Source organism: Prevotella pectinovora (assembly GCF_041323955.1).
Classification (GTDB): Bacteria; Bacteroidota; Bacteroidia; order Bacteroidales; family Bacteroidaceae; genus Prevotella; species Prevotella pectinovora.
Genome location: NZ_JBGLIV010000001.1, coordinates 3,040,259 through 3,064,839, shown reverse-complemented (window position 1 = coordinate 3,064,839; position 24,581 = coordinate 3,040,259). Strand labels below are relative to the sequence as shown.

20 protein-coding genes are annotated in these 24,581 nt (G+C 52.2%); 4 read left to right on the top strand and 16 right to left on the bottom strand.

All coding sequences use genetic code 11. From position 1 onward, the window contains the following. The first annotated feature begins 157 nt into the window (after nucleotides 1-157). Both ACDC99_RS12055 and ACDC99_RS12050 read left to right on the top strand, forming a co-directional pair. Nucleotides 158-1,459 (top strand): UDP-N-acetylmuramoyl-tripeptide--D-alanyl-D-alanine ligase, encoded by a 1,302-nt coding sequence (locus ACDC99_RS12055; protein ID WP_044071963.1) that lies wholly within the window; start codon nucleotides 158-160, stop codon nucleotides 1,457-1,459. A 56-nt stretch (nucleotides 1,460-1,515) separates the two neighbouring features. Beyond that, nucleotides 1,516-2,640 carry an AAA family ATPase gene (locus ACDC99_RS12050; RefSeq protein ID WP_370756832.1) on the top strand — a complete coding sequence of 375 codons (1,125 nt, stop codon included), beginning with the start codon at nucleotides 1,516-1,518 and terminating at the stop codon, nucleotides 2,638-2,640. Between the two features lie 478 nt (nucleotides 2,641-3,118). Here the strand turns inward: ACDC99_RS12050 and ACDC99_RS12045 are convergent, their stop codons facing one another. The 12 genes from ACDC99_RS12045 to ACDC99_RS11990 form a co-directional block, all read right to left on the bottom strand. Next, complete coding sequence (locus tag ACDC99_RS12045; RefSeq protein ID WP_022315773.1) at nucleotides 3,119-4,129, bottom strand: class II fructose-bisphosphate aldolase; 1,011 nt, start codon at nucleotides 4,127-4,129, stop codon at nucleotides 3,119-3,121. A gap of 239 nt (nucleotides 4,130-4,368) precedes the next feature. Beyond that, nucleotides 4,369-5,196 (bottom strand): LytR/AlgR family response regulator transcription factor, encoded by an 828-nt coding sequence (locus ACDC99_RS12040; RefSeq protein ID WP_022315772.1) that lies wholly within the window; start codon nucleotides 5,194-5,196, stop codon nucleotides 4,369-4,371. A 25-nt stretch (nucleotides 5,197-5,221) separates the two neighbouring features. Next, nucleotides 5,222-7,267, bottom strand: coding sequence for a tetratricopeptide repeat-containing sensor histidine kinase (locus ACDC99_RS12035; RefSeq protein ID WP_370756830.1), 2,046 nt, complete (start codon nucleotides 7,265-7,267; stop codon nucleotides 5,222-5,224). A gap of 258 nt (nucleotides 7,268-7,525) precedes the next feature. Next, nucleotides 7,526-8,857, bottom strand: coding sequence for a bifunctional hydroxymethylpyrimidine kinase/phosphomethylpyrimidine kinase (gene thiD / locus ACDC99_RS12030; protein ID WP_370756828.1), 1,332 nt, complete (start codon nucleotides 8,855-8,857; stop codon nucleotides 7,526-7,528). Next, nucleotides 8,857-9,993 carry a 2-iminoacetate synthase ThiH gene (gene thiH / locus ACDC99_RS12025; protein WP_022315769.1) on the bottom strand — a complete coding sequence of 379 codons (1,137 nt, stop codon included), beginning with the start codon at nucleotides 9,991-9,993 and terminating at the stop codon, nucleotides 8,857-8,859. The genes thiD and thiH overlap by 1 nt, the downstream gene beginning before the upstream one ends. 16 nt (nucleotides 9,994-10,009) lie before the next feature. Beyond that, nucleotides 10,010-10,813 carry a HesA/MoeB/ThiF family protein gene (locus ACDC99_RS12020; protein WP_370756826.1) on the bottom strand — a complete coding sequence of 268 codons (804 nt, stop codon included), beginning with the start codon at nucleotides 10,811-10,813 and terminating at the stop codon, nucleotides 10,010-10,012. Then, nucleotides 10,810-12,396, bottom strand: a complete 1,587-nt coding sequence (gene thiC, locus ACDC99_RS12015; protein ID WP_022315767.1) for a phosphomethylpyrimidine synthase ThiC — start codon at nucleotides 12,394-12,396, stop codon at nucleotides 10,810-10,812. The genes ACDC99_RS12020 and thiC overlap by 4 nt, the downstream gene beginning before the upstream one ends. Nucleotides 12,397-12,432: 36 nt before the next feature. After that, entirely contained in the window at nucleotides 12,433-13,206 is a 774-nt protein-coding gene (locus tag ACDC99_RS12010) for a thiazole synthase (protein ID WP_042518217.1), read from the bottom strand. Between the two features lie 94 nt (nucleotides 13,207-13,300). Next, entirely contained in the window at nucleotides 13,301-13,966 is a 666-nt protein-coding gene (locus ACDC99_RS12005) for a thiamine phosphate synthase (RefSeq protein WP_303222863.1), read from the bottom strand. 4 nt (nucleotides 13,967-13,970) lie between these two features. Next, the gene (gene thiS / locus ACDC99_RS12000) at nucleotides 13,971-14,168 is read right to left on the bottom strand and encodes a sulfur carrier protein ThiS (protein WP_044064504.1); all 198 of its coding nucleotides are present in this window, start codon (nucleotides 14,166-14,168) and stop codon (nucleotides 13,971-13,973) included. A 1,990-nt stretch (nucleotides 14,169-16,158) separates the two neighbouring features. Continuing rightward, nucleotides 16,159-17,250: a DUF4831 family protein gene (locus tag ACDC99_RS11995; RefSeq protein WP_370756823.1), complete on the bottom strand. Its 1,092-nt coding sequence runs from the start codon at nucleotides 17,248-17,250 to the stop codon at nucleotides 16,159-16,161. A 91-nt stretch (nucleotides 17,251-17,341) separates the two neighbouring features. Continuing rightward, nucleotides 17,342-18,856 carry an NAD(P)H-hydrate dehydratase gene (locus ACDC99_RS11990; RefSeq protein ID WP_320874976.1) on the bottom strand — a complete coding sequence of 505 codons (1,515 nt, stop codon included), beginning with the start codon at nucleotides 18,854-18,856 and terminating at the stop codon, nucleotides 17,342-17,344. Nucleotides 18,857-18,943: 87 nt separating this feature from the next. Here ACDC99_RS11990 and hpt point away from each other — a divergent pair, with 87 nt between their 5' ends. Together hpt and ACDC99_RS11980 are read left to right on the top strand one after the other, a co-directional pair. Then, nucleotides 18,944-19,480, top strand: a complete 537-nt coding sequence (gene hpt, locus ACDC99_RS11985; protein WP_022315615.1) for a hypoxanthine phosphoribosyltransferase — start codon at nucleotides 18,944-18,946, stop codon at nucleotides 19,478-19,480. A gap of 27 nt (nucleotides 19,481-19,507) precedes the next feature. Beyond that, the gene (locus ACDC99_RS11980) at nucleotides 19,508-20,080 is read left to right on the top strand and encodes an adenylate kinase (RefSeq protein ID WP_022315616.1); all 573 of its coding nucleotides are present in this window, start codon (nucleotides 19,508-19,510) and stop codon (nucleotides 20,078-20,080) included. Between the two features lie 103 nt (nucleotides 20,081-20,183). Here ACDC99_RS11980 and pgeF read toward each other — a convergent pair whose 3' ends face one another. The 4 genes from pgeF to ACDC99_RS11960 all read right to left on the bottom strand — a co-directional run bounded on the left by pgeF (nucleotide 20,184) and on the right by ACDC99_RS11960 (nucleotide 24,580). Then, nucleotides 20,184-20,984, bottom strand: a complete 801-nt coding sequence (gene pgeF / locus ACDC99_RS11975; RefSeq protein ID WP_370756821.1) for a peptidoglycan editing factor PgeF — start codon at nucleotides 20,982-20,984, stop codon at nucleotides 20,184-20,186. Beyond that, entirely contained in the window at nucleotides 20,984-22,159 is a 1,176-nt protein-coding gene (gene obgE, locus ACDC99_RS11970; protein WP_022315618.1) for a GTPase ObgE, read from the bottom strand. Before obgE ends, pgeF begins: the two co-directional genes overlap by 1 nt. Before the next feature lie 127 nt (nucleotides 22,160-22,286). Beyond that, nucleotides 22,287-22,826: a peroxiredoxin family protein gene (locus ACDC99_RS11965; protein ID WP_042518269.1), complete on the bottom strand. Its 540-nt coding sequence runs from the start codon at nucleotides 22,824-22,826 to the stop codon at nucleotides 22,287-22,289. 83 nt (nucleotides 22,827-22,909) lie between these two features. Beyond that, nucleotides 22,910-24,580 (bottom strand): ABC transporter ATP-binding protein, encoded by a 1,671-nt coding sequence (locus tag ACDC99_RS11960; RefSeq protein WP_370756819.1) that lies wholly within the window; start codon nucleotides 24,578-24,580, stop codon nucleotides 22,910-22,912. Nucleotide 24,581: the final 1 nt, after the last annotated feature.

Genomic DNA, 24,581 nt, shown 5'->3' with positions numbered 1-24,581 from the left:
TGAATGTAATATCTTACAACTGCTTGCTGCATACAAAGCAAACTGCATCACGGAAGAAAAACAAATAAGGTTGAAATTGCAATTCTTATCCTTGCGATTCTCTCCTCTCGATTTAAATAATTACCTTTGCAGATGTCTAAACAAACGATATAAAGTCATGGAAATATCTGAACTGTACAGAATCTTCGAGCAACACCCCGTGGTGACTACCGACAGCCGCGACTGCCCGAAAGACTCCATCTTCTTCGCGCTCAAAGGAGCGTCGTTCAACGGAAACGCCTTCGCACAGAAGGCTATTGACGAAGGATGCGCCTTCGCCGTGGTAGACGAAAAGAAATTCGCCAAGGAGGACGACAAGAGATTCATACTCGTGGACAACTGTCTGAAGGCATTGCAGCAACTCGCCAACTACCACCGCAGGAAACTCGGAACAAAGATTATCGGCATCACCGGAACCAATGGAAAGACGACGACAAAGGAACTCGTGGCGACGGTGTTGCAGAAGAAATACAATGTATTGTATACCCAGGGAAACTTCAACAACGACATCGGTGTGCCGAAGACGCTGCTGAGACTGAAACCGGAACACGAAATCGCCGTAGTGGAGATGGGAGCGAGTCATCCCGGCGACATAAAGGAGCTGGTGGACATCGTGGAACCTGACTGCGGAATAATAACCAACGTGGGAAAGGCCCACCTGCAGGGCTTCGGATCGTTTGAGGGTGTGATAAAGACCAAGGGGGAGCTATACGACTTCTTGAGGGAGCACGGCGGACAGGTGTTCATACACAACGAGAACGAACATCTCAGGGGTATCGCCGACGGACTGCAGCTCGTGAGATATGGCACCACTGCCGACGCCCCGTCGCTGGCGGTATGCGGAGAGGTGGTGAGCTGTGCACCGCTGCTCAAATTCCGCTGGAAAAAGGCTGACGGAGAGTGGCATGAGGTGCAGACGCATCTCATTGGCGCATACAACGTGTTGAACATGCTTGCCGCGGCATGTATAGCTGACTTCTTCGGAGTGGACGAAGAGGATATCAGCACGGCGCTGCGCGACTATGTGCCGACGAACAACAGATCGCAGCTGGAAGTGACGGATTCAAACAGACTGATAGTTGACACCTACAATGCCAACCCTACGAGCATGAAGGCGGCATTGGAGAATTTCAGACTCATGCAGGTGGACCACAAGATGGCTATCCTCGGCGACATGAGAGAACTGGGAGAGGTGAGCCACGAGGAGCATCAGAAGGTGGTGGACTTCCTGAAGGAGAACGGCATCGACAACGTATGGCTGGTGGGTGAGGAGTTCGGAAAGACGGACTGCAACTTCCGCAAGTTTCACGATGTGGAGGAGGTGAAGGCTGAGATTGCCGCCAACAAGCCAGAAGGGTTCTACATCCTCATAAAGGGAAGCAACGGAATAAAACTCTTCCAGCTGCCGGCTCTTCTATAGAATCCCGAGCATTATTGATTCTTCGTTACGTAAAATCCATAATTTCGCAAAGCACTATGTTACAGAACAATCCATTCCTGACAGAAGGCTATTTGTCGCCAGAATACTTTTGCGACAGAGTAGAAGAAACAGCCCTACTGACACGACATCTTACAAACGGATGCAACGTGGCACTCATCGCTCCACGACGCATGGGAAAGTCCGGACTAATCTACAACTGCTTCAACGAAGAAGAAATCAGAAACAACTACCATTGTATCTACATAGACATATATGAGACAAAGAACCTGAACGAATTCGTATATGTCATGGGCAAAGGTATATTGCGCGAACTGAAGTCACAAGGACGCAAAGTGTGGGAATCATTTCTAAACATAATGCAATCTCTGAAATCAACCATCACTTTTGACATCAACGGCAACCCGGAATGGAACGTCGGACTTGGCGACATCGCCAGCCCCGATATAACACTCGACGAGATATTCGAATATCTGAACCATGCCGACAAGCCATGTATTGTGGCAATCGACGAGTTTCAAACCATTGCGAGCTATCCGGAAAAAACCGTTGAAGCAGCATTGCGCAAACGCATACAGAATTGCCACAACGCAAAATTCGTATTTTCAGGATCTAAACGACACATGATGGCATTGATGTTCGCATCCGAATCACGACCATTCTACAACAGTTCCAGCATTATGGGACTGGAACCTATAAATAAAGAAGCGTATTTTGATTTCGCCAACCATCATCTGTCAAAAATCAACAGATCCATATCCCGCAAAGCTTTTGAGTGGATTTACCAGTCGTTTGATGGAGTAACGTGGTATATACAGTATATTCTGAATATGCTTTACACGTATGCCATATCAGAATCCACCATCACCACAGAGGATGCGAAAAGCGTTATGACAGCCATCTTGTCACACCATCGGTTCGTGTATGAATCGCTGCTGTTCCAACTTTCGCCTAAACAGAAGCAGGTCTTGCTTGCCATCGCTAACGAAAGAAATGCCACCGGAGTCACTTCACAAGCTTTCCTACAGAAATACAAGCTTGGATCAAGCACGGTACAGGGAGCCATAAAAGTTCTGACAGAACGCGATTTCATCTCATACGACAATGATTCGTATCAAGTGAGCGACAGATTTTTCAGAGAGTGGATAATAAAACGGTTCTGATTATCCCCAAACAGTCATCAGGCAACAAGGTGCTGGTTTTCATAACTATTCCAAAATCAGAGCTCGCCCTAATGACCAGTTGAGGGTTAAGGTCTATGCCAAAAGCCAAGCTTGCCCTAATGACCAGTTGAGGGAGAGGGGCTTAATACTGGACTTATCCGGCAAATGAAGATAAACCCAAAACGGTCATTAGGCCGTTTATTGTATTTTATATTTACTGCTTGCAGTCTTTTGTTTTTTATAAGGCGTCTTTTGCTTGTTTTTAATTCGTAATAGCTCGCTATTACTCATTAAAAGCCAAACAAAATCCACTCTTCTAAAAGAACAAAATCCAGGCAAGCCCTAATGACCGATTTGGGATAAACAAAAAACAGAGGATATGCCTCAGACTTTAAGTCTTCGGCATATCCTCTTATTCTTTCAATCCCTTCCGCTGCAATCTCCGTTGTCAGCAGGAGAGAGATGAGTCGTGCTATGATTAGTCGAGCTGAGCGAGCTTGTTGTCGCTGCCGAGCACGTCAATAATCTTGTGCTTGTACATAACCTCCATCAAGTCGCGAGCAGGACCGCAGTACTTACGTGGGTCGAACTCAGCTGGCTTTTCAGCCAATGTCTTGCGCACAGCAGCTGTGAATGCGAGACGAGAGTCTGAGTCGATGTTGATCTTGCAGACAGCGCTCTTTGAAGCCTTGCGGAGCTGCTCCTCTGGAATACCTACTGCATCTGGCAACTTGCCGCCGTTGGCGTTGATGATGTCAACATACTCCTGTGGAACTGAAGAAGAACCGTGGAGAACGATTGGGAAACCAGGAAGTTTCTTCATAATCTCGTCGAGCACGTCGAATGCCAATGGAGGAGGAACGAGACGGCCTGTCTTCGGGTCGCGTGTGCACTGCTCTGGCTTGAACTTGTAAGCTCCGTGGCTTGTACCGATAGAGATGGCAAGTGAGTCAACGCCAGTCTTTGTAGTGAAGTCGATAACCTCCTCAGGCTTTGTGTAGTGAGATACCTCAGAAGCTACCTCATCCTCAACACCTGCCAATACACCGAGCTCACCCTCTACAGTTACGTCGAACTGATGAGCATACTCTACAACCTTCTTTGTCAGAGCCACGTTCTCGTCGTATGGAAGAGAAGAACCGTCGATCATCACTGAAGAGAAACCGAGGTCTACGCAGTTCTTGCAAAGCTCGAAGCTGTCACCGTGGTCAAGGTGCAATACGATTTCAGGATGCTTGCAGCCCAATTCCTTGGCGTATGCAACAGCACCCTGTGCCATATAGCGCAACAGCGTTGGGTTAGCGTAGTTGCGGGCACCTTTAGAAACCTGCAGGATAACTGGAGACTTCAGATCTGAAGAAGCCTTGATGATTGCCTGCAACTGCTCCATGTTGTTGAAGTTGAATGCTGGAATGGCATATCCGCCATTAATAGCTCTGCTAAACATGTCTCTGGTGTTTACCAGGCCTAATTCTTTGTAACTTACCATAGTATAATACGTTAATTATAAATTAGTTATTGTCTTAAGTTTTTGGATATGGGGCTGTTATCCTCATAAAATCTGTTACATCGGCAAAGTTAGCACTTTATTTTGGGTAAACAAAGCGAAGTAGTGCTTTTTAATGTTCCTTTTTTATGAATTTGATATAAATTAAATCCTCGGAGCACTAAAATGGCATTTTTCAAGACGGAGATTGCAGAATGCGTGTCATATTGGCAATAATGCTATCAGATGGTGCTGAAGCGCTTGATGAGTTTGCGTCGGTACATCCTACCTATCTTTATATATTGTATGCCGTCGAATGGCGGGAAGAAATAACACTGGTTGTCTCTCACCTCCATCAGATATTTTATGTTGATTATGTATTTCTGGTTCACCTGCACGAAATTCTCGTCGAGCGCCATCAGTATGTCTTTGTTGGCACATCTCTTGAGGCGTATCGGTGTGTCGCATCGCGTTGCCACCACTTCCCATACTCTCAGGTCGTGGTTGTATTGGAACACACAGATATCCTGTATCTCGACGAGTCTGAAGTCCACGGCGTTGGTATATAGCAGCAATTTGTTGTCTTTCTTCTTCAGCGCACTGGTGACCGCCCTCTCCCTGCAGCAGTCGTCGTCAGTTTCCTCATCGTCGATGTCGATGTTTTTGTCGTCCTTTCCTTTCAGCTGCTCACGCTCCACTCTGATGTCTTCAAGTTCTTCTTCCAAGCGTGCCATCACGGTCTCCAGTTCGTTACCGTCTATTGGTTTCATGAGGAAATCGAAAGCCTTGTTTCTCAGAGCCGGCAGCGTGTAGGTGCCATAAGCGGTGTATACCACGGCGAGCGTGTCTTTGCATCCCTCGTCTTTCATCCTGCCGAGGAAGTCGATGCCTGTCATGTCGGGCATCTCCACATCCAGGAATACCACCTCGGCGTGTGTCGTCTTGAGCAGTTCCAGTCCGTCCTTTCCGTTGTTGGCAAATCCTGCCACGGTGACGTTGGGATAGTTTTTAAGTTTCTTTGCCAATGCGTCGATTGCCGTCTGTGTGTCGTCTACTATTATTATATCCATAAGTGTTCGTCTTTCTATCTGTTCGTTATATTTCTCTCAGTCCCTGCGGAAAGCTTATGCTTGCCTCGCATCCACATGTGTTTCCGTTTGTGTCATGTACGTTCCTTACCGTAAGGCTGGTCTTTCTCTTGTTTCTCTGGTTCAGCACGCTTATCGTGGTGCGCAGGATGTCGAGTCCCTGTCCTGTAGAGGCAGTGCGACGGATATCGAATCCGTTGCCGTTGTCGCCCACCGTCACCGTCATTCCTCCGCGCCCGTCTCTCCTGACGGTGATATGCAGCAGCTTCTTGCCTGCCTTGCCTCTGAGGGCATGCTTGATGGAGTTCTCCACGAGTATCTGCACCGTCATCGACGGTATCATGAACTCTCCCAGCACCTTCCTGTCTATTCCGTCGCCCAGCGTGAGTGAATATTCAAAGTCGTCGCCGATGGTCTTGCGCTCCACGTTCACGTAGTTCTCCACGAAGTCCAGTTCCTCTTCGAGTGTAGCCATCTGCTTTCCCGTCAGGTCGAGGTTCTGCCGTATCAGTTTCGAGAGCAGCAGCAGTTCGTCCGCCTCCTTCGTTCCGTCGGCGGTGGTTATCCTGTTGTTCAGCACGTTGAACACAAAATGCGGCGATATCCTGTTTCTGGCGTTCTGCAGTCTTAGCGTGAACACCTTCATCTGTTCTGAAAGTCTTTTCTTACGGATATATGTGATGCCGTAGGCTATTACGAGCATAAGCACAGCGACGGATCCTATGGCACCGGCTATCACGTAATGCGCCTCCCTCACGTCGTTCTCCTTGCTTTGCATCTGTATCTGGTGGTGCAGCTGCAGCGTGTCTTGCGTGAATCTGTTCATCAGTTCCGCCGCTATCATGTGCTGTCTGTTGTTCACAAGCGAATCTGTTTCATGCATCTCTCTTGAGAGGTTCTTGAAAGCCATACGGTAGTTTCCCGTCGCTTCATAGTATTCACGCTTGTATTTGTTGCGTATCGCCTTCAGTCCTGGCTCCACGCTCTCCGGCGTATCATCGAGCGAGGCGAGGCGGTGTGCCTCTGCCATATTACCCCGTTTCATGGCGAGTCCCAGTTCCACGGAGTGTGTATAGTACAGTGCCACGGCATCGTCGCATGCTGTGAAGAAGGTGTCTGCCTCTGTAACATACTTCTCAGCCTCATCCAGTCTGTTGAGATTGAGCAATACGTCCGCCATGTTCACCTTGCAGATGAACATCGAGTAAGATTTTCCCATATCGAGCCGTTCGTGCAGTTTCTCCAGTCTCACAAACTGCTTCAGCGCTTCTTTGTATTCCTTTTTATAATAATGGTAGTTTCCTATGCTGGTTATGAGATATATCTGCATGTCGGGGCTCATGAGATTATACATCTTCTCTGTGGCATCCAGATATTTCTTTGCCGACTTATAGTCTTCGAGCATCATGTATACTCTGCCCAATCCCATATACAGAGTTATGTTTCTTGTGGGTTCCAGCTGGAGGGAGTCAACGAGGAAAAGCGCCCTGCGATACCACACCGCCGCATTCGGCAGGTCGGAATCGAAGGAATAGGCATCGGCGAGATTGGCACACACGTCGGGTGCGGTCTCCATCCTGTCGCTCCTCATCAGAGCCTCGTATGAGAGCCGGTACTGGCGTATAGCCTCCTTGGGCTGGCGTCTGAAACTATGCAGTGCCACACCTTTGCAGTTTCTGGCAAATCCTATTATTCCTTCCGTATGGGCATCTTTCTCCTGTTTTTCGAGAAAGTGCAGAGTCCTGTCGGTCACGGCAGTGGCGGAATCCGGTTCCGATTCCGTAAGGTATATCTTTCCCAGACGGATGTAGTATTCATAGTATTCGGCACTGTCTTTCGCCTCTTTCATCCCCTGCTCCGCCATCGTCCTTGCCATCGGCGAACGGAAGGAAACGGAGTCGTCAAGTGCCCGCAGACGCTTCAGCGACAATGTGTCGGTTGTCTGCCTGTCTTTTCTCCCTTGTGAGCATGAGGTAGTGATTGCCGCCACTACTGTAAACATCAGTAGCAGCGCCATAAAAAATGCGGTGTAGGTTTTTCTGTGATTCGTCATGGCGAGTCGGTGTGATGGGGATATTGACTTGTAGTATGGTCCCTACTTTTCCATTGTGCAAATATAACAAATTAATTTTACAATCTTTAAGGATTTGCCGGAAAAAAGTATTACCAATATCGGCCATCCAACCTACAGTCAACACAATATTCCACAATAACGACCGCTTAATCACACCCAGACTCCATTTAATCCAAAAATAGCTACATTTGTGTTTATGTTTGCCATGACATCAATATAAGCGGATTGGATGCCCTTCTATTGCTTTCCGGGCAATATCGGACCGTTTCCTTTGCCTATTCCGGCATCCTTGCCTCGCATGATGGCGTGGGCAAGAAGAGCCTTCGCCTGAGGGATTGCCGACGGGATGTCGAGTCCTTTCAGCAGGAATGCCGCTATTGCCGACGACAGGGTGCATCCCGTGCCGTGCAGATTGCGTGTGTCAATCCTTTCCGACTTGAAGCTCTGGCTGCTGCCGTCGGGATTGAACAGGCTGTCGGCGAGCACCTCTCCGTAGGAGTGTCCGCCTTTTATCAATATCGAGGCATGCAGGGCGTCAGCCAGAGCGCCGCCCTCACAGACTATGCCTGTCTTTGCTGCCAGGAACTCCGCTTCGGGGATATTCGGGGTGACGAGCGTACAGAGCGGCATCAGCTCCTCCACCACCACATCGAGACAGTCGGCAGCCATCAGTCTCCTGCCGCTGGTTGATATCATCACGGGGTCGTAAACGACGTGGCAGTCGTGAGAAGCCTTATATTCCCGCAACGCCGCGGCTATGACATGCGCCACCCCGGCATCGGGCACCATGCCTATCTTCACCGCCTTAACGTTCAGATCCGAGAGCACCGCCTTCAACTGGCTCTCCACCACGCTGCCGCCGACCGGCATCACACCAGTGATACCCATCGTGTTCTGGCTCGTTATCGCCGTTATCACCGTGGCGCAGTAAACCCCTACCGATTCCATCGTCTTCAGGTCCTGCTGTATGCCGGCTCCTGCCGACGAGTCGGATCCGGCTATCGTCAGTGCTACGGGAGTCAGCTCCGCAGACACGCCTTTCCAGGCATCGCCCAATATCATGGCGCCGCCGAATCCCATCCTCAACACATCGTCGAGCTTCCCGAAGGTAACGCCGCCCAGCGCCATCACCTTGTCGTCGATGATGCCCCGGTCACGGGCTTCTCTGATTTCCTCTGCCGTGAATGCTGAATGATAGCCTCGCTTGGAAATGGAATCGAAGATTGGCGAGAGCGACACGTAGTCGCACCGCTTCTTCCATTCCGCCACTTCTTCCAGCGAATGACAGCTGCGGCTCACGCTCCCCGTCCATCCTTCAGGAGGCAGCGGGTTGCGGCTGTTCAGATGCACACCGTGGAGGGAATACCGCAGGGCAAGTTCATGGTGGTCGTGAAGCACGAGACTGCCGTGCCATCCGGCAGGAATCTCCCTTATCAGCTTCTCCACTTCTGCTGCCGTGGCTTCGGGCTTGCGTATATGCACGAGGTCCACCTGTCCCTGGAGGAGCTGCACTATCTGCGCAGCCTCTCCAGAGAAGAAGTGTGGTAGAGTTATTACTATTGTCTTCATTATTTTCCGAGTTTGCCGAAGAGGTCGAACGAGGCATCCCAGTCTTTCCACACCGGTTCACGTCCCAGTTCTCTGAGCCGCTGGTTTATCACCGATGCCTTGCGCTCATCGCTCACGCTGAACTGCTCCAGCGCCTGCGGATAGGTGTGGTATCCACCGGGGTTCACCTTCGATTCTGCCGACATCGTGGTGACTCCCAGCGTACACATGTTGTCGCGGATATATGCCGGTTCGCGTGTAGAATAAGAGATGTCCACGTCGTGGTCGAAGATTCGCATGGCAAACGTAGCCTGTGCCAGTTCCCTGTCCGACATATAGCAGTTGGGATGGAATCCCTCGTTCTGCGCCGGCCGCATACGTGGGAAGTTCACGCTGTATTTCGTTCTCCAGTAATGCTTCTGCAGATAGCGCAGATGGTATGCCATCATCACCACGTCGGTGCGCCATTCCTTTTCCAGTCCGATGAGCACTCCCATACCGATGGAATGCACTCCTGCCTGTCCCATTCTGTCGAATCCGTTGCACCGCCATTCAAACTTGCTCTTCATGCCTCGCGGATGATAGAGGTTATAGTGTTCGCGGTTGTATGTCTCCTGAAAGCATATCACTCCGTTCATGCCATGGTCGGCAAGAGTCTTGTAGTCTTCTGCCGAGAGCGGCATCACCTCAATCTTCACGTTGGAGAAATATTTCTTCGCCAGGTCTATTGCCTTGGCGAGATATGGCACACCTGCCTTTGCCGGGTTCTCTCCCGTCACGAGCAGGATGTTCTCAAAGGGTGCCAGTTCCTTTATCGCCTTATACTCGTTTTCTATCTGCTCCATCGTGAGTATGGTCCTCGCCATCTTGTTCTCCACGTGGAATCCGCAGTAGACGCATGAGTTGGCACACGAGTTGGTGATATAAAGAGGTATGAACATCGACATCGTCTTGCCGAACCTCTCCTCGGTGTATTTGCGAGAGAGCCTTGCCATCGTCTCAAGATATGGCGTGGCGGCAGGCGAGATCAGCGCCATGAAATCGTCAACGTTGCAGTGGTCTTTGGCGAGCGCCCGGCGCACGTCGTTGTCGGTCATGTGAGCGATGCGCTCTGTGGTCTCGTCCCAACTTATATTTTTTAATTCTTCGCTAAACATATTCTTTTTCTTGTTATCATTTCTTTGCGCACGGTTTGTACGCATATTCCCTCAGTGTCGTTATCGACGGCGACTTGCCGCACAGCGCACAGTCTTCGTTGCGCCCCACGTCGAAGCGCCGCCACTCCATCGTCAGCGCATCGAGTGTGAGCAATGCATCGGTGAGCGTACTGCCCATTCCGGCGATGCTCTTTATCGTCTCCGTAGCCTGCACGGTGCCTATCATCCCTGCCAGCGGACCGAGCACACCGACCATGGAGCAGGTTTCCACCTCTGCCACAGCGGGCGGTTCGGGGAAGATGCAGCGGTAGCATGCCGTGCCGGGCTGGTGGGTCATCACCTGTCCGTAATATCTGTTTATGCCGCCGATGGTGAATCCCTTGCCGAGCATCACACTGGCATCGTTGACGAGATATTTTGAGGCGAAATTGTCCGTCCCCTCCACCACGAAGTCGTATGGACGGATAAGGTCGGTGGCGTTGTCTTCGTTGAGATACGTCTCATACACCTCCACCTCTACATCGGGGTTCATTGCCCTCAACCGCTTTGCGGCGGTTTCTGCCTTTCCGCTCCCCACATCATCGGTGGTATAGAGCACTTGTCGCTGCAGGTTTGCCACCGAGACGAAGTCGCCATCCACGATGCCGATATGTCCCACTCCCGCCGCAGCGAGATACATCGCCACGGGAGAACCCAGACCGCCGGCACCCACCACGAGCACCTTGGCATCGAGAAGGCGCCGCTGGCCGTCACGCCCCATTCCGTCGAGGATGATGTGTCGGTCGTAGCGGTGTCTCTGTTCTGAAGTCAGTTCCATCATTTCTTGAATTTCCTCAGGTCGTGGGTCAGCTTGGCAGCACAGAAGTTCGGACCGCACATCGTGCAGTATTCGCCATCTGTGTGTCCTGCCTCCTCAAAATACTGCAGGGCGCGTTCCGGGTCGAGCGACAAGTGGAACTGGTCTCTCCATCTGAACTCGAAGCGTGCCTTAGACAGGGCGTTGTCGCGCACCATAGCTCCCGGATGTCCCTTTGCGAGGTCGGCGGCATGTGCTGCAATCTTGTATGTCACCACTCCCACACGCACGTCTTCCTTGTTTGGCAATGCGAGGTGCTCCTTCGGTGTCACGTAGCAGAGCATCGCTGTTCCGAGCCATGCTATCTGCGCTCCGCCGATGGCACTCGTGATGTGGTCGTAGCCTGGGGCGATGTCGGTGACGAGCGGACCGAGGGTATAGAACGGTGCCTCATGACAGTGGTCGAGCTGGCGCTCCATGTTCTCCTTGATTTTCTGCATCGGCACGTGGCCCGGTCCTTCGATGAACGCCTGCACGTTCTTGTCCCATGCCCTTGTCACGAGTTCGCCCATGGTGTCGAGCTCTGCAAACTGTGCCGCATCGTTGGCATCGGCGATACATCCTGGGCGCAGTCCGTCGCCGAGCGAGAGTGCCACGTCATACTTCGCCACGATGTCGCAGATGTCGTCGAAGTGCTCATAGAGGAAGCTCTCCTTCTCGTGGTAGAGACACCACTTGCTCATGATACTTCCGCCGCGGCTTACGATACCGCAGAGGCGTGTGTCGGCGAGGTGTACGTTGTGCAGACGGATTCCGGCATGGATAGTGAAGTAGTCCACTCCCTGCTCACACTGCTCGATGAGCGTGTCGCGGTATACTTCCCAGCTGAGGTCTTCCACCTTGCCGTCCACCTTCTCCAGTGCCTGATAGATAGGCACGGTGCCTACCGGTACCGGACTGTTTCGGAGAATCCACTCTCTTGTCTCGTGGATATTGTTTCCGGTAGAGAGGTCCATCACGGTGTCGCCGCCCCATTTGCACGACCATACCGCCTTGTCCACCTCTTCCTCGATGCCTGATGATGTGGCTGAGTTTCCAAGGTTGGTGTTTATCTTCACGAGGAAGTTCCTGCCGATGATCATCGGTTCGCTCTCGGGATGGTTTCTGTTGGCTGGTATCACCGCTCTGCCTCGGGCAATCTCGTCGCGCACGAACTCCGGTGTGATATGTGTCTTGATGCCGAGTTCCTCGCAGTTCATGTTCTCTCTGATAGCCACATACTCCATCTCCGGCGTTATGATGCCTGCCTTGGCGTATGCCATCTGTGTGGTGCCGCCCTCGCATGCCGGACGGTTGTCTATCCATGCCTGGCGCATCTTGGGCAGTCCCTTCTTCAGGTCCACCTTGTATTCTGGGTCGGTATACGGGCCGCTCGTGTCGTAGATATACACGGGAGCGTTTGGCGTCATGTGGGGGATGCCATTCTCGTCTTTGGTCACGGTGGGGGTGAGGTTCACCTTTGTCATTCCCACTCTTATCTCCGGGAACAGTTTACCCTGCATATATGCTTTCTCTCTCTGTGCGTATGCTTTGTTATCTTGTGGCATAGTGTGTGATATTAGGTTATGTATTCTTGATATGGTTTATTTGTCGAGGAATGCTGTGAGTGGCGAACTTGCCTCGGCGCAGTCGCTGATGGCTCCCAGTCCTGCCTCGTAGGCTCTTCTGCCGCATACCACGGCTTCCTTGAAGGCTTTTGCCATTTCCACAGGGTTTCCTGCCACGGCGATGGCGGTGTTCACCAGACAGGCGCTTGCTCCCATCTCCATTGCCTCGGCGGCATGGCTCGGAGCGCCGATACCTGCATCCACTACCACTGGCACCGTGGCCTGGTCGATGATGATCTTGAGGAAGTCTTTCATTCTCAATCCCTTGTTGGTGCCTATCGGTGCGGCGAGCGGCATCACAGTGGCTGCTCCTGCCTCTTCGAGGTGCTTGCAGAGTGTGGGGTCTGCCTGGCAATATGGCAATACCACGAAGCCCATCTTCACGAGTTTCTCCGTTGCCTTCAGTGTCTCTATAGAGTCTGGCAGCAGATAGCGTGGGTCGGGGTGGATCTCGAGCTTCAGCCAGTTAGTGCCGAATGCCTCGCGTGCCATCTGTGCCGCGAAGACTGCCTCTTCAGCATCGCGCACGCCGCTGGTGTTTGGCAGCAGCTGGATGTTAGGGTTCTGGGTGATGTGGGCGAGCAGGTCGTCGTTCTTGTCTTCCAGTTCGATGCGCTTCATTGCCACCGTAACCATTTCCGTTTCCGACGCTTTGATGGCGTCTGCCATCAGAGTGTTGTCGTTGAACTTTCCTGTGCCCAGGAATAGGCGGGAATTGAATTCCCTTCCTGCGATAACTAATTTTTCCATTCTGTATGTTGTTTTGAAGTTTTACGAATTGACGAGGGGAGCGACATACCGCCCGGGAAAGGACAGTCGTAGTCTCTCCTTTTTATCATATTGCCTATGGCATCTGCCGTTCATGAATTGCCAGCAGCCGCATTATCTCCTGCGTCTTCTCCACCGGGTCGTCAGCCCGGAGTATCGTGCCGCTCACGGCAATGCCGCTGACTCCCGTAGCCATGATGGCGGTGATGTCGTCGGTGGTTATTCCGCCTATCGCCACCACTGGCATACCGATGTCCCTACGATTCATCTCTGCCACGATGTTCTCGTAGCCGCCGATGCCGAGAACCGGCGAGAGCTTCTCCTTGGTGGTGGTGAAACGGAACGGACCGCAGCCCACATAGTCGGCGCCGCTCTTCCAGTGGTCTTCCACATCGGCGATGGTGTTTGCCGTACCGCCGATGATGAAAGTGTCGCCCAGGATGCGGCGTGCCTCGCTGATGGGCATGTCGTTCTTGCCCAGATGCACTCCGTCGGCTCCCAGCCTCTTCACCATCTCCACGCGGTCGTCGATGACGAACGTGGCGCCTGCCTCGCGACACATTTTCTGTGCCTCGACGGCTATCGGCTCCACCTCGCTGTCGGCGGCTCCCTTCATGCGCAGCTGTATCCATCTGCAACCGCCCTCGAGCGCCATCCTGATACCGTCGAGATAGGTGGTATTGCCGCTGGTGTGGGATATGAACTGCAGACTGAAATTTGCCTTTGCTTCTCTGTTCATCATGTGGCTATCCTCCGCAGAACGCTTTTATTATCACTATGTTGTCACCCTCTTCCACTGGCGTTGTGCTCCAGTCGGTACGGGCAACGAGCTTGTTGTCGATGGCAACGGCAACTCCCTTTGCCGGCAGCTGCAGCTCCTCGGCGAGGCCGGCAACGCTCTTTGCGGCGGTCTCTGTCTCTTTGTTGTTGATGTTTACTTTCATTTGCTTTCCTTAGTTATGGTTAGTACCTGTCAAGGCTGTGCCCTACGGGGCGATGGAAACCTTGTCAAACCGTGATGAACGGTTGGGGGATTTTCCACAAGCAGTTATAAGATATTACATTAAAACTGCCTGATGACCAAATCTATTTTCTAACGGAATGCCTCTGAAAGTGAGTGGAAAAGAAAAAGCCCCTATTCCATGCTCTTCCGCATGAAGTAGGGGCTTTATTATAGGTTATATCAATTCCCTCCGGCAGCATTACCTGCATCAGGTTAATGTGGGTATAATCTCAGCCAATTTCTCAGCACCCCGTGTTTTTTCTCTTTGCTTGCAAATGTAATGATAAAAAACGAGACACTCACCACTCTACGACGACGTTTTTTCCGTTTTTAACCGATGTTAACGTGTAGGCAAGGTGGTCATCGTATGAATGATTTTTCTCCTGGAAAGTATCATAGTATCATTTTCGAGCCTCCATTCGGCCATAATCGTCTGACACGCAAGCAGATACCGGAATGAGACTTTTCTCTTTGCTTTACAGAAATGTATCATAGAAGTATCACTGAAGTATCATGACAGTCTGAAAGGGTACCCATCCTGACCTTAAACCCAAATCGGTCATTAGGGCTTGCTTGTATTTTGCTTTTTTAGAAGAGTGGATTTTGTTTGGCTTTTAATGAGTAATAGCGAGCTATTGCGAATTAAAAACAAGCAAAAGACGCCTTATAAAAAGCAAAAGACTGCAAGCAGTTATTAAAATTATACATTGAACGGACTAATGACCGTTTTGGGTTAAACCCATCCTGACCTTCCCAAAGGGAAGAAACTAGTTACTCCGCATACTGTCATCAGCCCCCACCTAGCCTCCCCCGAAGGGGAGGGACAGATACCATTGACTGTCTGATTGTAGTTACAACTTGTCGGTTCTGGATTTTGTCTTAAAAGCTTCATGAAATGGGCAACATGCTTGCCCATGTGGGGCAAGCAGCTTACTCACTTGGGGCAAGCACCTTGCCCCAAGTGGGCACGGGTAGTGCCCAAAACTGTGCCCAAAGTTTCCATAGAAAGAAACGTCAGTAAGGGGATGCAAAGCGCCAACATAACAGACTCTTTCCTGTTGATGAGGAATCAGAAGTCGATACTAATCGACTCACAAATATATCTATTCCGTGTTGTTGTCGTTGTGTGCCCAGCCTTCAGCAGGGACACAAATCAAAAAATGAAACACGGATTGCACAGAGATTCACGGATTAGTCTTTCACGGATATTTTTTGATATTATTGAGCTAATGATTCTTGGATTTTGGTTTTTGATTTAGCAGGATTTGCAAGTGCTGGGGCACTTCGTTTTTCGATATGCCTTGCGATGCGCAATGGTTATCGGACATCTTCTTCCAATCGCCTTCAGCCCCCTCTCGTTCTCAAACCCATCCTGACCTTCCCAAAGGAAAGAACTGGTTACTCTGCCAATGAACTTCAGCCCCCTCTCGTTCTCCCCCGTTGGGGAGATGCTGATTACTCCGGATATTGATAACCAATTGATAATCACAACTGAGAGTAACCAATCCCTCCCCTACGGGGGAGGTTAGGTGGGGGCTGATGACAATAATCGAAGTAACCAGTTCCTTCCCTTTGGGAAGGTTAGGATGGGTTTGAGGTTAGGTGGGGCTGATGTTGAAGGACGGGCAACTACAGTCATTACTGATGCCTACCAGAAAAAGGGAGTGCCACAAGCACTCGCAAATCCACGGAAATCCAAGATTTAATCCAAAACTAAAAAGGTCTAAAATAATCCGTGATGATTGATCCGTGGTGCTCGGTGATATCCGTGTTTTATTTTAGACCAGTGGACATCGCCGCAGGCTGATGACCACTATATCCTCACATACATTGTCATCCCGTGGTGAAAAAAATGCCTTTAACCGGATAAAGGAGAATCGGTTAAAGGCATATACTATCAATCTATATCATTGCCATCGTATGGCGGAATATCATTTCAGCGGTTCTGTCTCAAGGCTCTCGATACTTCCCGTGACGGGATTGAGCACGAGGTGGGAGGTGAACTTCTTGCTGAACATCTCACCGCTCAACGACTCGGTGGTGCCAAACTGCGGAGCATACAGCTCGAAGGCTCCCAAAGCACGGTCGGCACTGAACACCGTGGCACGTATCTTACCCGGCAGGTTCACGCAGATGCCGATGTTGTCCTTGTCTTTCTTGGGGTCAGCCATACTGCCGTTGAGAGTGGGCGAACTGTGAAGGTCTTCCACCTTAATATAATAAGGTTTGCCGCTGAGGTCGTCGGCATCCGTCAGTCCGAAATACTTAGAGAAGCGGAACAGCAGCTGCTTCTCCACCTCACGGGTGGGCACGAATGCCACCTCCACCTCCGTTGTGTCACGGTCGGTAGTGCCCTCGAAGAGCTGCAGCAGGGCATTCTCCTGAGCGTTCAGATTGTCTATCATCAGACGGAGCTGCTCACCGTCCTTCGGCATGAAGTCTGCTTGTCCTTTGTTGAGCAGACTCTTGTTCTCGCGGATGTCGTATATCTCCTGCACACAAAGCTCCGCCATCTTCACCTTGTTGGCAGCGCTGAGGATTTCCTGGGTCATATAGTCGCGAGGGTTCACCGGAGCCGGTTTCGGCGCCGCCACGAAAGGTTTGCGGGTCTTCGCCTCCCTCGGTTCGGCATTCACCGCCAGCAGCACCCCGTTCTCATCACGCGAGAGAGTGCGGATACTGTGCTTGCCGTCGATTTTCGCCGTGAAGAATTTCGTGGTGTCGGGCACAGCTTTCTGCGAGAGCTGCATGCCCACGATGCGGTATTGTGTTGACGGCTCCATACTCACATCGTCGCGCCTCAGATAACGTGAGGCATAGGGAGCGAGGTCGCCGGGAGTAAAGGTGGCCTTCTCGACAAGGAGCGAGAAGCGAAGCTCCGTCTTCGGCAGATAATAGGATGCACCGTCCACCGTGCGCACGTCGTCCTGCGCCGCGGCATTCTGTGGAGCACCGAGAAGGGTGACTGCCACGGCAGCCACAAATCCCTTCATCACATTCCTGTATTTCATATATTTCTTCATATCAATTCTTTATGTCGTTTCGTTTTGGATTATGGATTTTCTAAAGTCGGACAGGGAGCAGCCCTGCCCCATGGTCACTACCGTGTCGCCATCAGTCGTCGAGGCGTTTGAAAGCCTTTGGCAGGAACCTCACGATGTCGCCGGCAGTAACGCTCTCCACTCCCAGCTCTTCTGCCGCCAGGTCGCCGGCAAGACCATGCACGTATGTGCCTATCAGGCAGGCGTCTTTCTGGTTGTAGCCTCGTGCGAGGAGTGCGGTGAGCACACCGGTGAGCACGTCGCCGCTGCCTGCCGTCGCCATTCCGGAATTGCCTGTGGAATTGAACATCACCTTGCCGTCGGGCATGCAGAGGGCTGAATAATGACCTTTCAGTATGATGTATATCTGCATGGTCTGCGCCATCTCGACAGCCTTGGAGAGCTGTTCGAAACCATCGTTGAAACGCACTCCGGCGAGTCGTTCAAACTCCAGAGGATGCGGTGTGAGGATGGTGCCCACGGGGATTCTCTGGAACCATGCCCTGTGGGAAGCCAGGATATTGAGACCGTCGGCATCTACCACCGTAGGCACCTGCGCACGGCGCAGCTGCGAGATGAATGCCGTGGCTGTCACCTCGTCGGTGCCGATGCCCGGACCGATGCCCATGGCGTCGAAACTGTCGTCGGCAACGGGTTCGGTGAACAGGTTGTCGTCGGCATCGCGGCTGACGATGGCCTCCGGCACGGCAATCTGCATGATGTCGTTGTTGCGTGCCGGAACGTGGGTTATCACCTTGCCCGCTCCGGAACGGAAGCAGGCTCTGGAAGCAAGGATTGCAGCTCCTGCCATGCCATAGCTGCCGGCAACGATGAGCGAGGTGCCGGCATCACCTTTGTGCCAGAAGTCGCCACGCGGACGGAGCAGCGTGCGGACGAAGCTCTCGTCCACAATTTCGTATTTGGCGTCTGCCTTCTCTATGCCTTCGGCGCAGAGACGGATGTCGAGCACACCGAGGCGGCCCAGATAGCGCTGGTTCTCAGGAAAGAGGAACGCCAGCTTCATCTGCTGCAGGGTGAAGGTGTAGTCGGCGCGTATGATGTTGGTGCGCGTGTTGTAGGAGTTGTCTTCGGTCATGAGGCCCGACGGGATGTCGATGCTCACCACCCGGCATTCCGACTGGTTGATGTATTTCACCAGCGAGGCGAAACCGCCGCTTAGGGGTTTGCTGAGTCCCGAACCGAAGAGTCCGTCGATGACAAGCACCGATGCCGGCAGCTCCGGCGGGTCGAACTCGTTGGTCACCTCAATGAAGGTAACGCCGGCGGCTCCGGCAAGACGCTCCTTGTTGGCGCTGCAGTCAGCGGAGAGGGTGCCTGACACATTGAAGAGGTAGACCTTCACGCTGTAGCCCTGCTCTCCCATCATGCGTGCCACGGCAAGCGCATCGCCACCATTGTTGCCGGGTCCGGCAAAGACCACCACGCTGGTGTTGTCGTCCCATACTCTCGTTATGGCGCGCGTCAATGCCTTTGCCGCGCGCTCCATCAGATCGATGGATTTTATCGGCTCGTGTTCTATCGTATATTTGTCGAGCTCACGTATCTGTGTGCCTGTAAGAATCTTCATATCTGCAAAAATACTAATTAATTGGATAGATTGACTTATTGTTTGAATAATTTTATTACTTTTGTGCGCAAAAACAATATAATTCTTATGGCAACTATAGATATCAAAGACAAAACCTTCGAGACATTGATACCCGAGGAGGAGATAATGCGCCGAGTGAAAACCGTGGCAGACAGGATCAGCAACGACCTGAAAGGAAAGAAGCCTCTGCTGCTCGGAGTCTTGAACGGATCGTTCATTTTTGCCGCCGACCTGATGAGGATGCTCACCATAGAGAGCGAGATTTCGTTCGTGAAGATGACATCGTATCAGGGCACAGAATCTACAGGAAAAGTGAAGAAACTCGTGGGTCTCAACGAGGATATCGAGGGACGCACGGTGGTCATCGTGGAAGACATCGTGGACTCGGGTCTTACCATGGAGAAGATGATAGAATATCTGAAGGAGTTCAAACCGGCAGAGATACACATCTGCACGCTGCTGCTCAAACCTGACAACCTGAAGAGGAATCTCGACATCGAATATATCGCCATGGAGATTCCAAACGACTTCATAGTTGGATATGGGCTTGACTACGACGGACTGGGACGAAACCTGAGAGACATTTACGTAGTAAAGGAATAAGCAATAAATTACATATCAACAAAACACATGAAGAATATTGTTATTTTCGGTGCGCCCGGATCAGGAAAGGGCACACAAAGCGATCTCCTTATCAGGAAGTACGGACTGGGACACATCTCTACTGGTGACGTGCTCCGCAATGAAATCAAAAACGAAACTGAGCTGGGCAAGACTGCCAAGGCTTACATCGACAAGGGTCAGCTCATTCCTGACGAGCTGATGGTAAACATTCTCGCCAGCGTATACGACTCTTTCGGCAAGGAGCATGAGGGAGTGATATTCGACGGATTCCCTCGCACTATCCCACAGGCAGAAGCTCTGAAGAAGATGCTCGACGAGCGTGGACACAAAATTGCCGCAATGATAGAGCTCGACGTTCCGGAGAACGAACTGATGGTGCGCCTCGTGAAGCGCGGCAAGGAGAGCGGACGCTCTGACGACAACGAGGAGACGATAAAGAAGCGCCTCGACGTTTACCACAACCAGACCGCTCCTCTCATCGAATGGTATAAGAATGAGAACATCCATCACCACATCAACGGACTGGGAGCGCTCGACCGCATCTTCGGTGACATCTGCACCGTGATCGACAATCTCTAAATCACATCATCCCCCTATAATAAAGCCTCAAAGCATTCAAGCTTTGAGGCTTTGTTGTTATATCAGTTGACGAGTTGACAAGTTTACGGGTTGACGAGATGTTTTATTTTCTCATCACTGCCGAGTATATCCTGCCGGAGTCGATGCCGAGCTTACGGGCAGAGAAATAATCGTCGGTATTGGAATATGTGCAGATGCCACACGACTGTATATTGCCGGCGGCAAGTCCGCATTGCTGCAGCTGCTGGCGGTTGCATTCCACGAGGTCGATGTGCCATTTGTATTCCTCACTGCCGTTCATCTTCATCCGGCGACTGATGCCCTGCATGTCGAAGTTTGCCGCCACGAACTGTTCATACACCTCGTCGCCCACTTCAAAGGCATCAAAGGAGATGCCGGGACCTATCACAGCCTTGAGGTCTGCGGGATTGGTGTCGTAGGCAAGACGCATCTCCGCCACGGCTCTCATCACGACACGCGAAAGAGTGCCCCGCCATCCTGCATGCACGGCACACACGGCACCATGTCTGGAGTCGGAAAGGAGAATGGGGATGCAGTCGGCTGTAGACACACCGACGCATACGTTCTCCAGATTTGTCATCACTGCATCCACGCCATCCAGAATCATCTTCCTTACCGGAAGCGGGAGGGCGAGGAAGTCGGCAGCAATCTGTCTCACCTCCACACCATGCGTCTGGTGTGGCACAATGACATTAGCGTCGGCGACGCCAAGCTCCTCACAGAGAATCTGACGGTTTCGGGCTATGGCAGAGGCATCGTCGCCACAATGCTCGTTGATGTTGAACTCACCGTGGCTGCCGGTGCTGTATCCTCCATGACGTGTGGAGCTGAACGCCACCACATTGTCGTTGAGATCGTAATAATGGAGTTGTGGTTTCTGCATCAGTCCTCGTCCTCCATATCATATTCGAAGTCGTCGAGGTCTTCCACATCCTCGATATCATCCTCGTCGAGGAACACCACTTCGTCTTCTCCCTCCTTGCGCAGTTCTTCGGGCAGGGTGTTGAGATCTTTGTCGCGATGCACGAGGGTGTCCTCAGCCATTATATCAGCGAGTTTGTTGCTCTCGCTGTTGAGTTCCTTCCACAGCACATCCTTCAGTTCGGAGATTCCCATTCCAGACACCGACGAGATGAATACCACGGGGAGGTCTGACGGCAGCGTCTCCTTGAGCATCTCAATGAGTTCATCGTCGAGCAGGTCGCATTTTGTCACGGCAAGCACGCGATGCTTGTCGAGCATTTCGGGATTGAAGTTGGTAAGCTCGTTGAGCAGTATCTCGTATTCCTTCTTTATGTCGTCGGTATCACCCGGCACCATGAAGAGCAACAGGGAGTTGCGCTCGATGTGGCGCAGGAAACGGAGTCCGAGACCTTTGCCCTCGCTCGCTCCCTCTATGATTCCAGGGATGTCTGCCATGACGAACGACTTGTTGTCATGATAGCCCACGATGCCGAGCGACGGTTCGAGGGTGGTGAAGGGATAGTTGGCAATCTTGGGCCGGGCACTCGACACGGCGGAGAGCAGCGTGCTCTTGCCGGCATTGGGGAACCCGACGAGACCGACGTCGGCAAGGAGCTTAAGCTCCATTATGACCGTCATCTCCTGCATCGGCTCTCCCGGCTGGGCATAGCGCGGAGCCTGGTTGGTGGCGGTACGGAACTGATAGTTGCCGAGTCCGCCGCGGCCTCCCTTGAGGAGCACCACTTCCTGTCCGTCGTGCATGACGTCGCAGATGAACTTTCCTGTCTCGGCGTCGTATACCACAGTACCGCAAGGCACGTCTATATATACGTCCTTGCCGTCGGTGCCATGGCATTTGTCTCTACCGCCGTTGCCGCCGTGTTCCGCCTTGATGTGGCGCTGGTATTTCAGATGGAGCAAGGTCCAGTAGTTATGGTTTCCACGCAGGATGATGCTTCCGCCCTTACCGCCGTCGCCGCCGTCGGGACCGCCGTTGGGCTGATACTTCACGTGGCGGAGGTGCATAGATCCCTTGCCGCCCTTACCGGAGCGGCAGTATATCTTCACGTAGTCTACGAAATTTGATTCTGGCATATCTGTATGTCTTGAGTTTTATTTTTATAAAGTTGACGAGTTGACAAGTAAACAAGTTGACAAAGAGATTTGTCTTGACGAGTCAACAAGTTCGCAAGCCGAAAGACTTGCGGAAAATGGTGTGGGATTATTTCGCTATGTCGGCGAGTGCCTTTGCCATTCTCTCCAGCACTACCGTGGAGAGCACCACCTTGCCGTCGGGACCGATGAGCGTCATCGACGGAATCCACTCCACTCCGTATGCCTTGGAGATTTCGGCATCGCGCATCTTCTTCAGTTCGCTGACCTGTCGCCATTTCATCCCGTTGTCTACAACATATTTTGTCCAGCGGTTGTGGTCTACGTCGAACGACACACCGATGAACTCCACCTTTGAGCCATACTTGTCGTAGAGTTCCTTCACGGCAGGTACGTCCTTGCGGCAGTCCGGACACCACGTTGCCCAGAAGTCAAGCAGCACATATTTGCCCTTGAATTCGGAGAGCTGCACCTTGTAGTTGTTCATCATCGGAAGGATGAAATCGGGAGCCACCGTTCCGGGCTTCAACAGTTTCTGCGCATAGAGCGAGTCGAGGTCTTTTGTCTGGTCCGGCGCATTCTGAGCCTGCGACGAGACCACTGCGGCGAGGAATATCGCCACGAAGATGAATAGTTTCTTTATTTTCATATCGTTTTCTCTTTTTGATGTTATACTCTCTTTTACACTTGCGATGTGGTCGTCAGGCGCCATAGCGGTTCGTCGGATGTCCATCATATCCTCAACACCTGGTCGCAATAGTCCACCACTGCCGGGCGGTGGGTGATGAATATGATGGTCTGCCGGCGTTCCTGGAGCAGGTTGGCGAGGAGCTGCCTTTCCGTTTCCGGGTCGAGAGCGCTCGTAGCCTCATCGAATATCATCACGCTTCCCTCCCTGAGCAATGCCCTGGCTATGGAGATGCGCTGAGCCTGTCCCTCGCTCAGTCCGCCGCCCGCCTCGCTGCAGCTGGCATCGAGCCCTCCGGGGATGTCTCTCACGAAACCGGCACATGCCTTGTCGAGGGCCTGCATCATCTCCTCGTCGGTGGCGTCGAACCGTCCCATGCGCAGATTGTCACGGATGGTGCCGCTGAGCAACGTATTGCCTTGTGGCACGTAGATGAGGTTGCAGCGTGTGAGAGGCGAGATGTCTTGCTCTCTTTCCTTATTATATATGTATACATGGCCGCTGGTGGGCTGTATCAGGGCGAGGATTAGTCTCACCATTGTGGTCTTTCCGGCTCCCGTCTCTCCGAGTATGGCGGTGCAGGTGTTTGGACGGAAATCAAACGAGAGATGGTCTATCACATCCCTGCTGTCGTCGGCGTAGGCAAAGGAGGCATCATCGAACCTCACTCCCACACCACCCGTCATCGCCATCGACACGGGGTCGCCCTGTTCTTCGAGAGGGTTCTCTTCAAGTTCCATCAGTCGCTCCGCAGCAGTGAACACGGAGACGAATGCCGGCACGAGCTTGGTGAGGTTGCGTGCCGGCCCCTGTATCTTGGACACGAGCTGGAGGAATGCTGTCATTCCGCCGAAGGTGAGTGTGCCGTGATACATCCGCAGGGCGCTCCACAGGAATGCCACGAGATATCCGATGGCGAAACCTGTATTGAGTATGAGGTTTGAGAACACCGAGAATCTGGTGCGTCTCACCACGTTATGTCTCAGTTCTCCCTGCATGTTCTCCAGTCTGCCCACCATCTCGTCGTCTTTCTCAAGGGTCTTTATCAGCATGCGGTGCTGTATCGTTTCCTGCAACACGCTCTGCACCTTGCTGTCGCAGTTACGCACCTGGCGTGTCAGTTTGCGCATGTGGCCCATATACGCCTTGCTCGAGAGGATGAACACCGGCAGCATGGCAATGATGACCAGAGCCAGCACGGGATCCATGGAGAAGAGATAGAAGAAGGAACCCAGAAAGAGGGCGAGCACGGAGAGAGTGCTTGGCAGCGTTTCGGTGAGGAACCCCACCACGTTGCTGACGTCGAATTCCAGGCGGTTCAGCACGTCGCCGCTGTGCCATTTCTCCTTGCCATGCCATTCGGAGCGCAGGATGCGGGCGAGCAGACGCTGCTGCATCCTGTTCTGTGCCTTTATTCCCAATATGTTCTTCACCCATATCGAAGCGATATTCACGGCAAATCCGCCGAGGATGAGCAATGCCATGATTGCCACCGCCCAATACAAAGAACCCTCCACGGCATGCGACGCCACGTCGATGGCGTGTTTCACCGCCCACACCGACAGCAGACTTATCGCCACATCGACGAGTCCGAGGATGGCATTGAGCGACGCCTGCAGACGGTTGCCGCGCCATGCCCTCCACAGCCATCCTATTATCTGTCTGGCTGAATACCGGCTCTTGGGTATCTTCAGGAATTTTCTCAAATATCTCATT

Excerpts from the sequence above, each read along its gene's own strand:
- ACDC99_RS12055 (WP_044071963.1), top strand. The coding sequence starts at position 158 with ATGGAAATATCTGAACTGTACAGAATCTTCGAGCAACACCCCGTGGTG.
- ACDC99_RS12050 (WP_370756832.1), top strand. The coding sequence starts at position 1,516 with ATGTTACAGAACAATCCATTCCTGACAGAAGGCTATTTGTCGCCAGAA.
- ACDC99_RS12045 (WP_022315773.1), bottom strand. The coding sequence starts at position 4,129 with ATGGTAAGTTACAAAGAATTAGGCCTGGTAAACACCAGAGACATGTTT.
- ACDC99_RS12040 (WP_022315772.1), bottom strand. The coding sequence starts at position 5,196 with ATGGATATAATAATAGTAGACGACACACAGACGGCAATCGACGCATTG.
- ACDC99_RS12035 (WP_370756830.1), bottom strand. The coding sequence starts at position 7,267 with ATGACGAATCACAGAAAAACCTACACCGCATTTTTTATGGCGCTGCTA.
- thiD (WP_370756828.1), bottom strand. The coding sequence starts at position 8,857 with ATGAAGACAATAGTAATAACTCTACCACACTTCTTCTCTGGAGAGGCT.
- thiH (WP_022315769.1), bottom strand. The coding sequence starts at position 9,993 with ATGTTTAGCGAAGAATTAAAAAATATAAGTTGGGACGAGACCACAGAG.
- ACDC99_RS12020 (WP_370756826.1), bottom strand. The coding sequence starts at position 10,813 with ATGATGGAACTGACTTCAGAACAGAGACACCGCTACGACCGACACATC.
- thiC (WP_022315767.1), bottom strand. The coding sequence starts at position 12,396 with ATGCCACAAGATAACAAAGCATACGCACAGAGAGAGAAAGCATATATG.
- ACDC99_RS12010 (WP_042518217.1), bottom strand. The coding sequence starts at position 13,206 with ATGGAAAAATTAGTTATCGCAGGAAGGGAATTCAATTCCCGCCTATTC.
- ACDC99_RS12005 (WP_303222863.1), bottom strand. The coding sequence starts at position 13,966 with ATGATGAACAGAGAAGCAAAGGCAAATTTCAGTCTGCAGTTCATATCC.
- thiS (WP_044064504.1), bottom strand. The coding sequence starts at position 14,168 with ATGAAAGTAAACATCAACAACAAAGAGACAGAGACCGCCGCAAAGAGC.
- ACDC99_RS11995 (WP_370756823.1), bottom strand. The coding sequence starts at position 17,250 with ATGAAGAAATATATGAAATACAGGAATGTGATGAAGGGATTTGTGGCT.
- ACDC99_RS11990 (WP_320874976.1), bottom strand. The coding sequence starts at position 18,856 with ATGAAGATTCTTACAGGCACACAGATACGTGAGCTCGACAAATATACG.
- hpt (WP_022315615.1), top strand. The coding sequence starts at position 18,944 with ATGGCAACTATAGATATCAAAGACAAAACCTTCGAGACATTGATACCC.
- ACDC99_RS11980 (WP_022315616.1), top strand. The coding sequence starts at position 19,508 with ATGAAGAATATTGTTATTTTCGGTGCGCCCGGATCAGGAAAGGGCACA.
- pgeF (WP_370756821.1), bottom strand. The coding sequence starts at position 20,984 with ATGCAGAAACCACAACTCCATTATTACGATCTCAACGACAATGTGGTG.
- obgE (WP_022315618.1), bottom strand. The coding sequence starts at position 22,159 with ATGCCAGAATCAAATTTCGTAGACTACGTGAAGATATACTGCCGCTCC.
- ACDC99_RS11965 (WP_042518269.1), bottom strand. The coding sequence starts at position 22,826 with ATGAAAATAAAGAAACTATTCATCTTCGTGGCGATATTCCTCGCCGCA.
- ACDC99_RS11960 (WP_370756819.1), bottom strand. The coding sequence starts at position 24,580 with ATGAGATATTTGAGAAAATTCCTGAAGATACCCAAGAGCCGGTATTCA.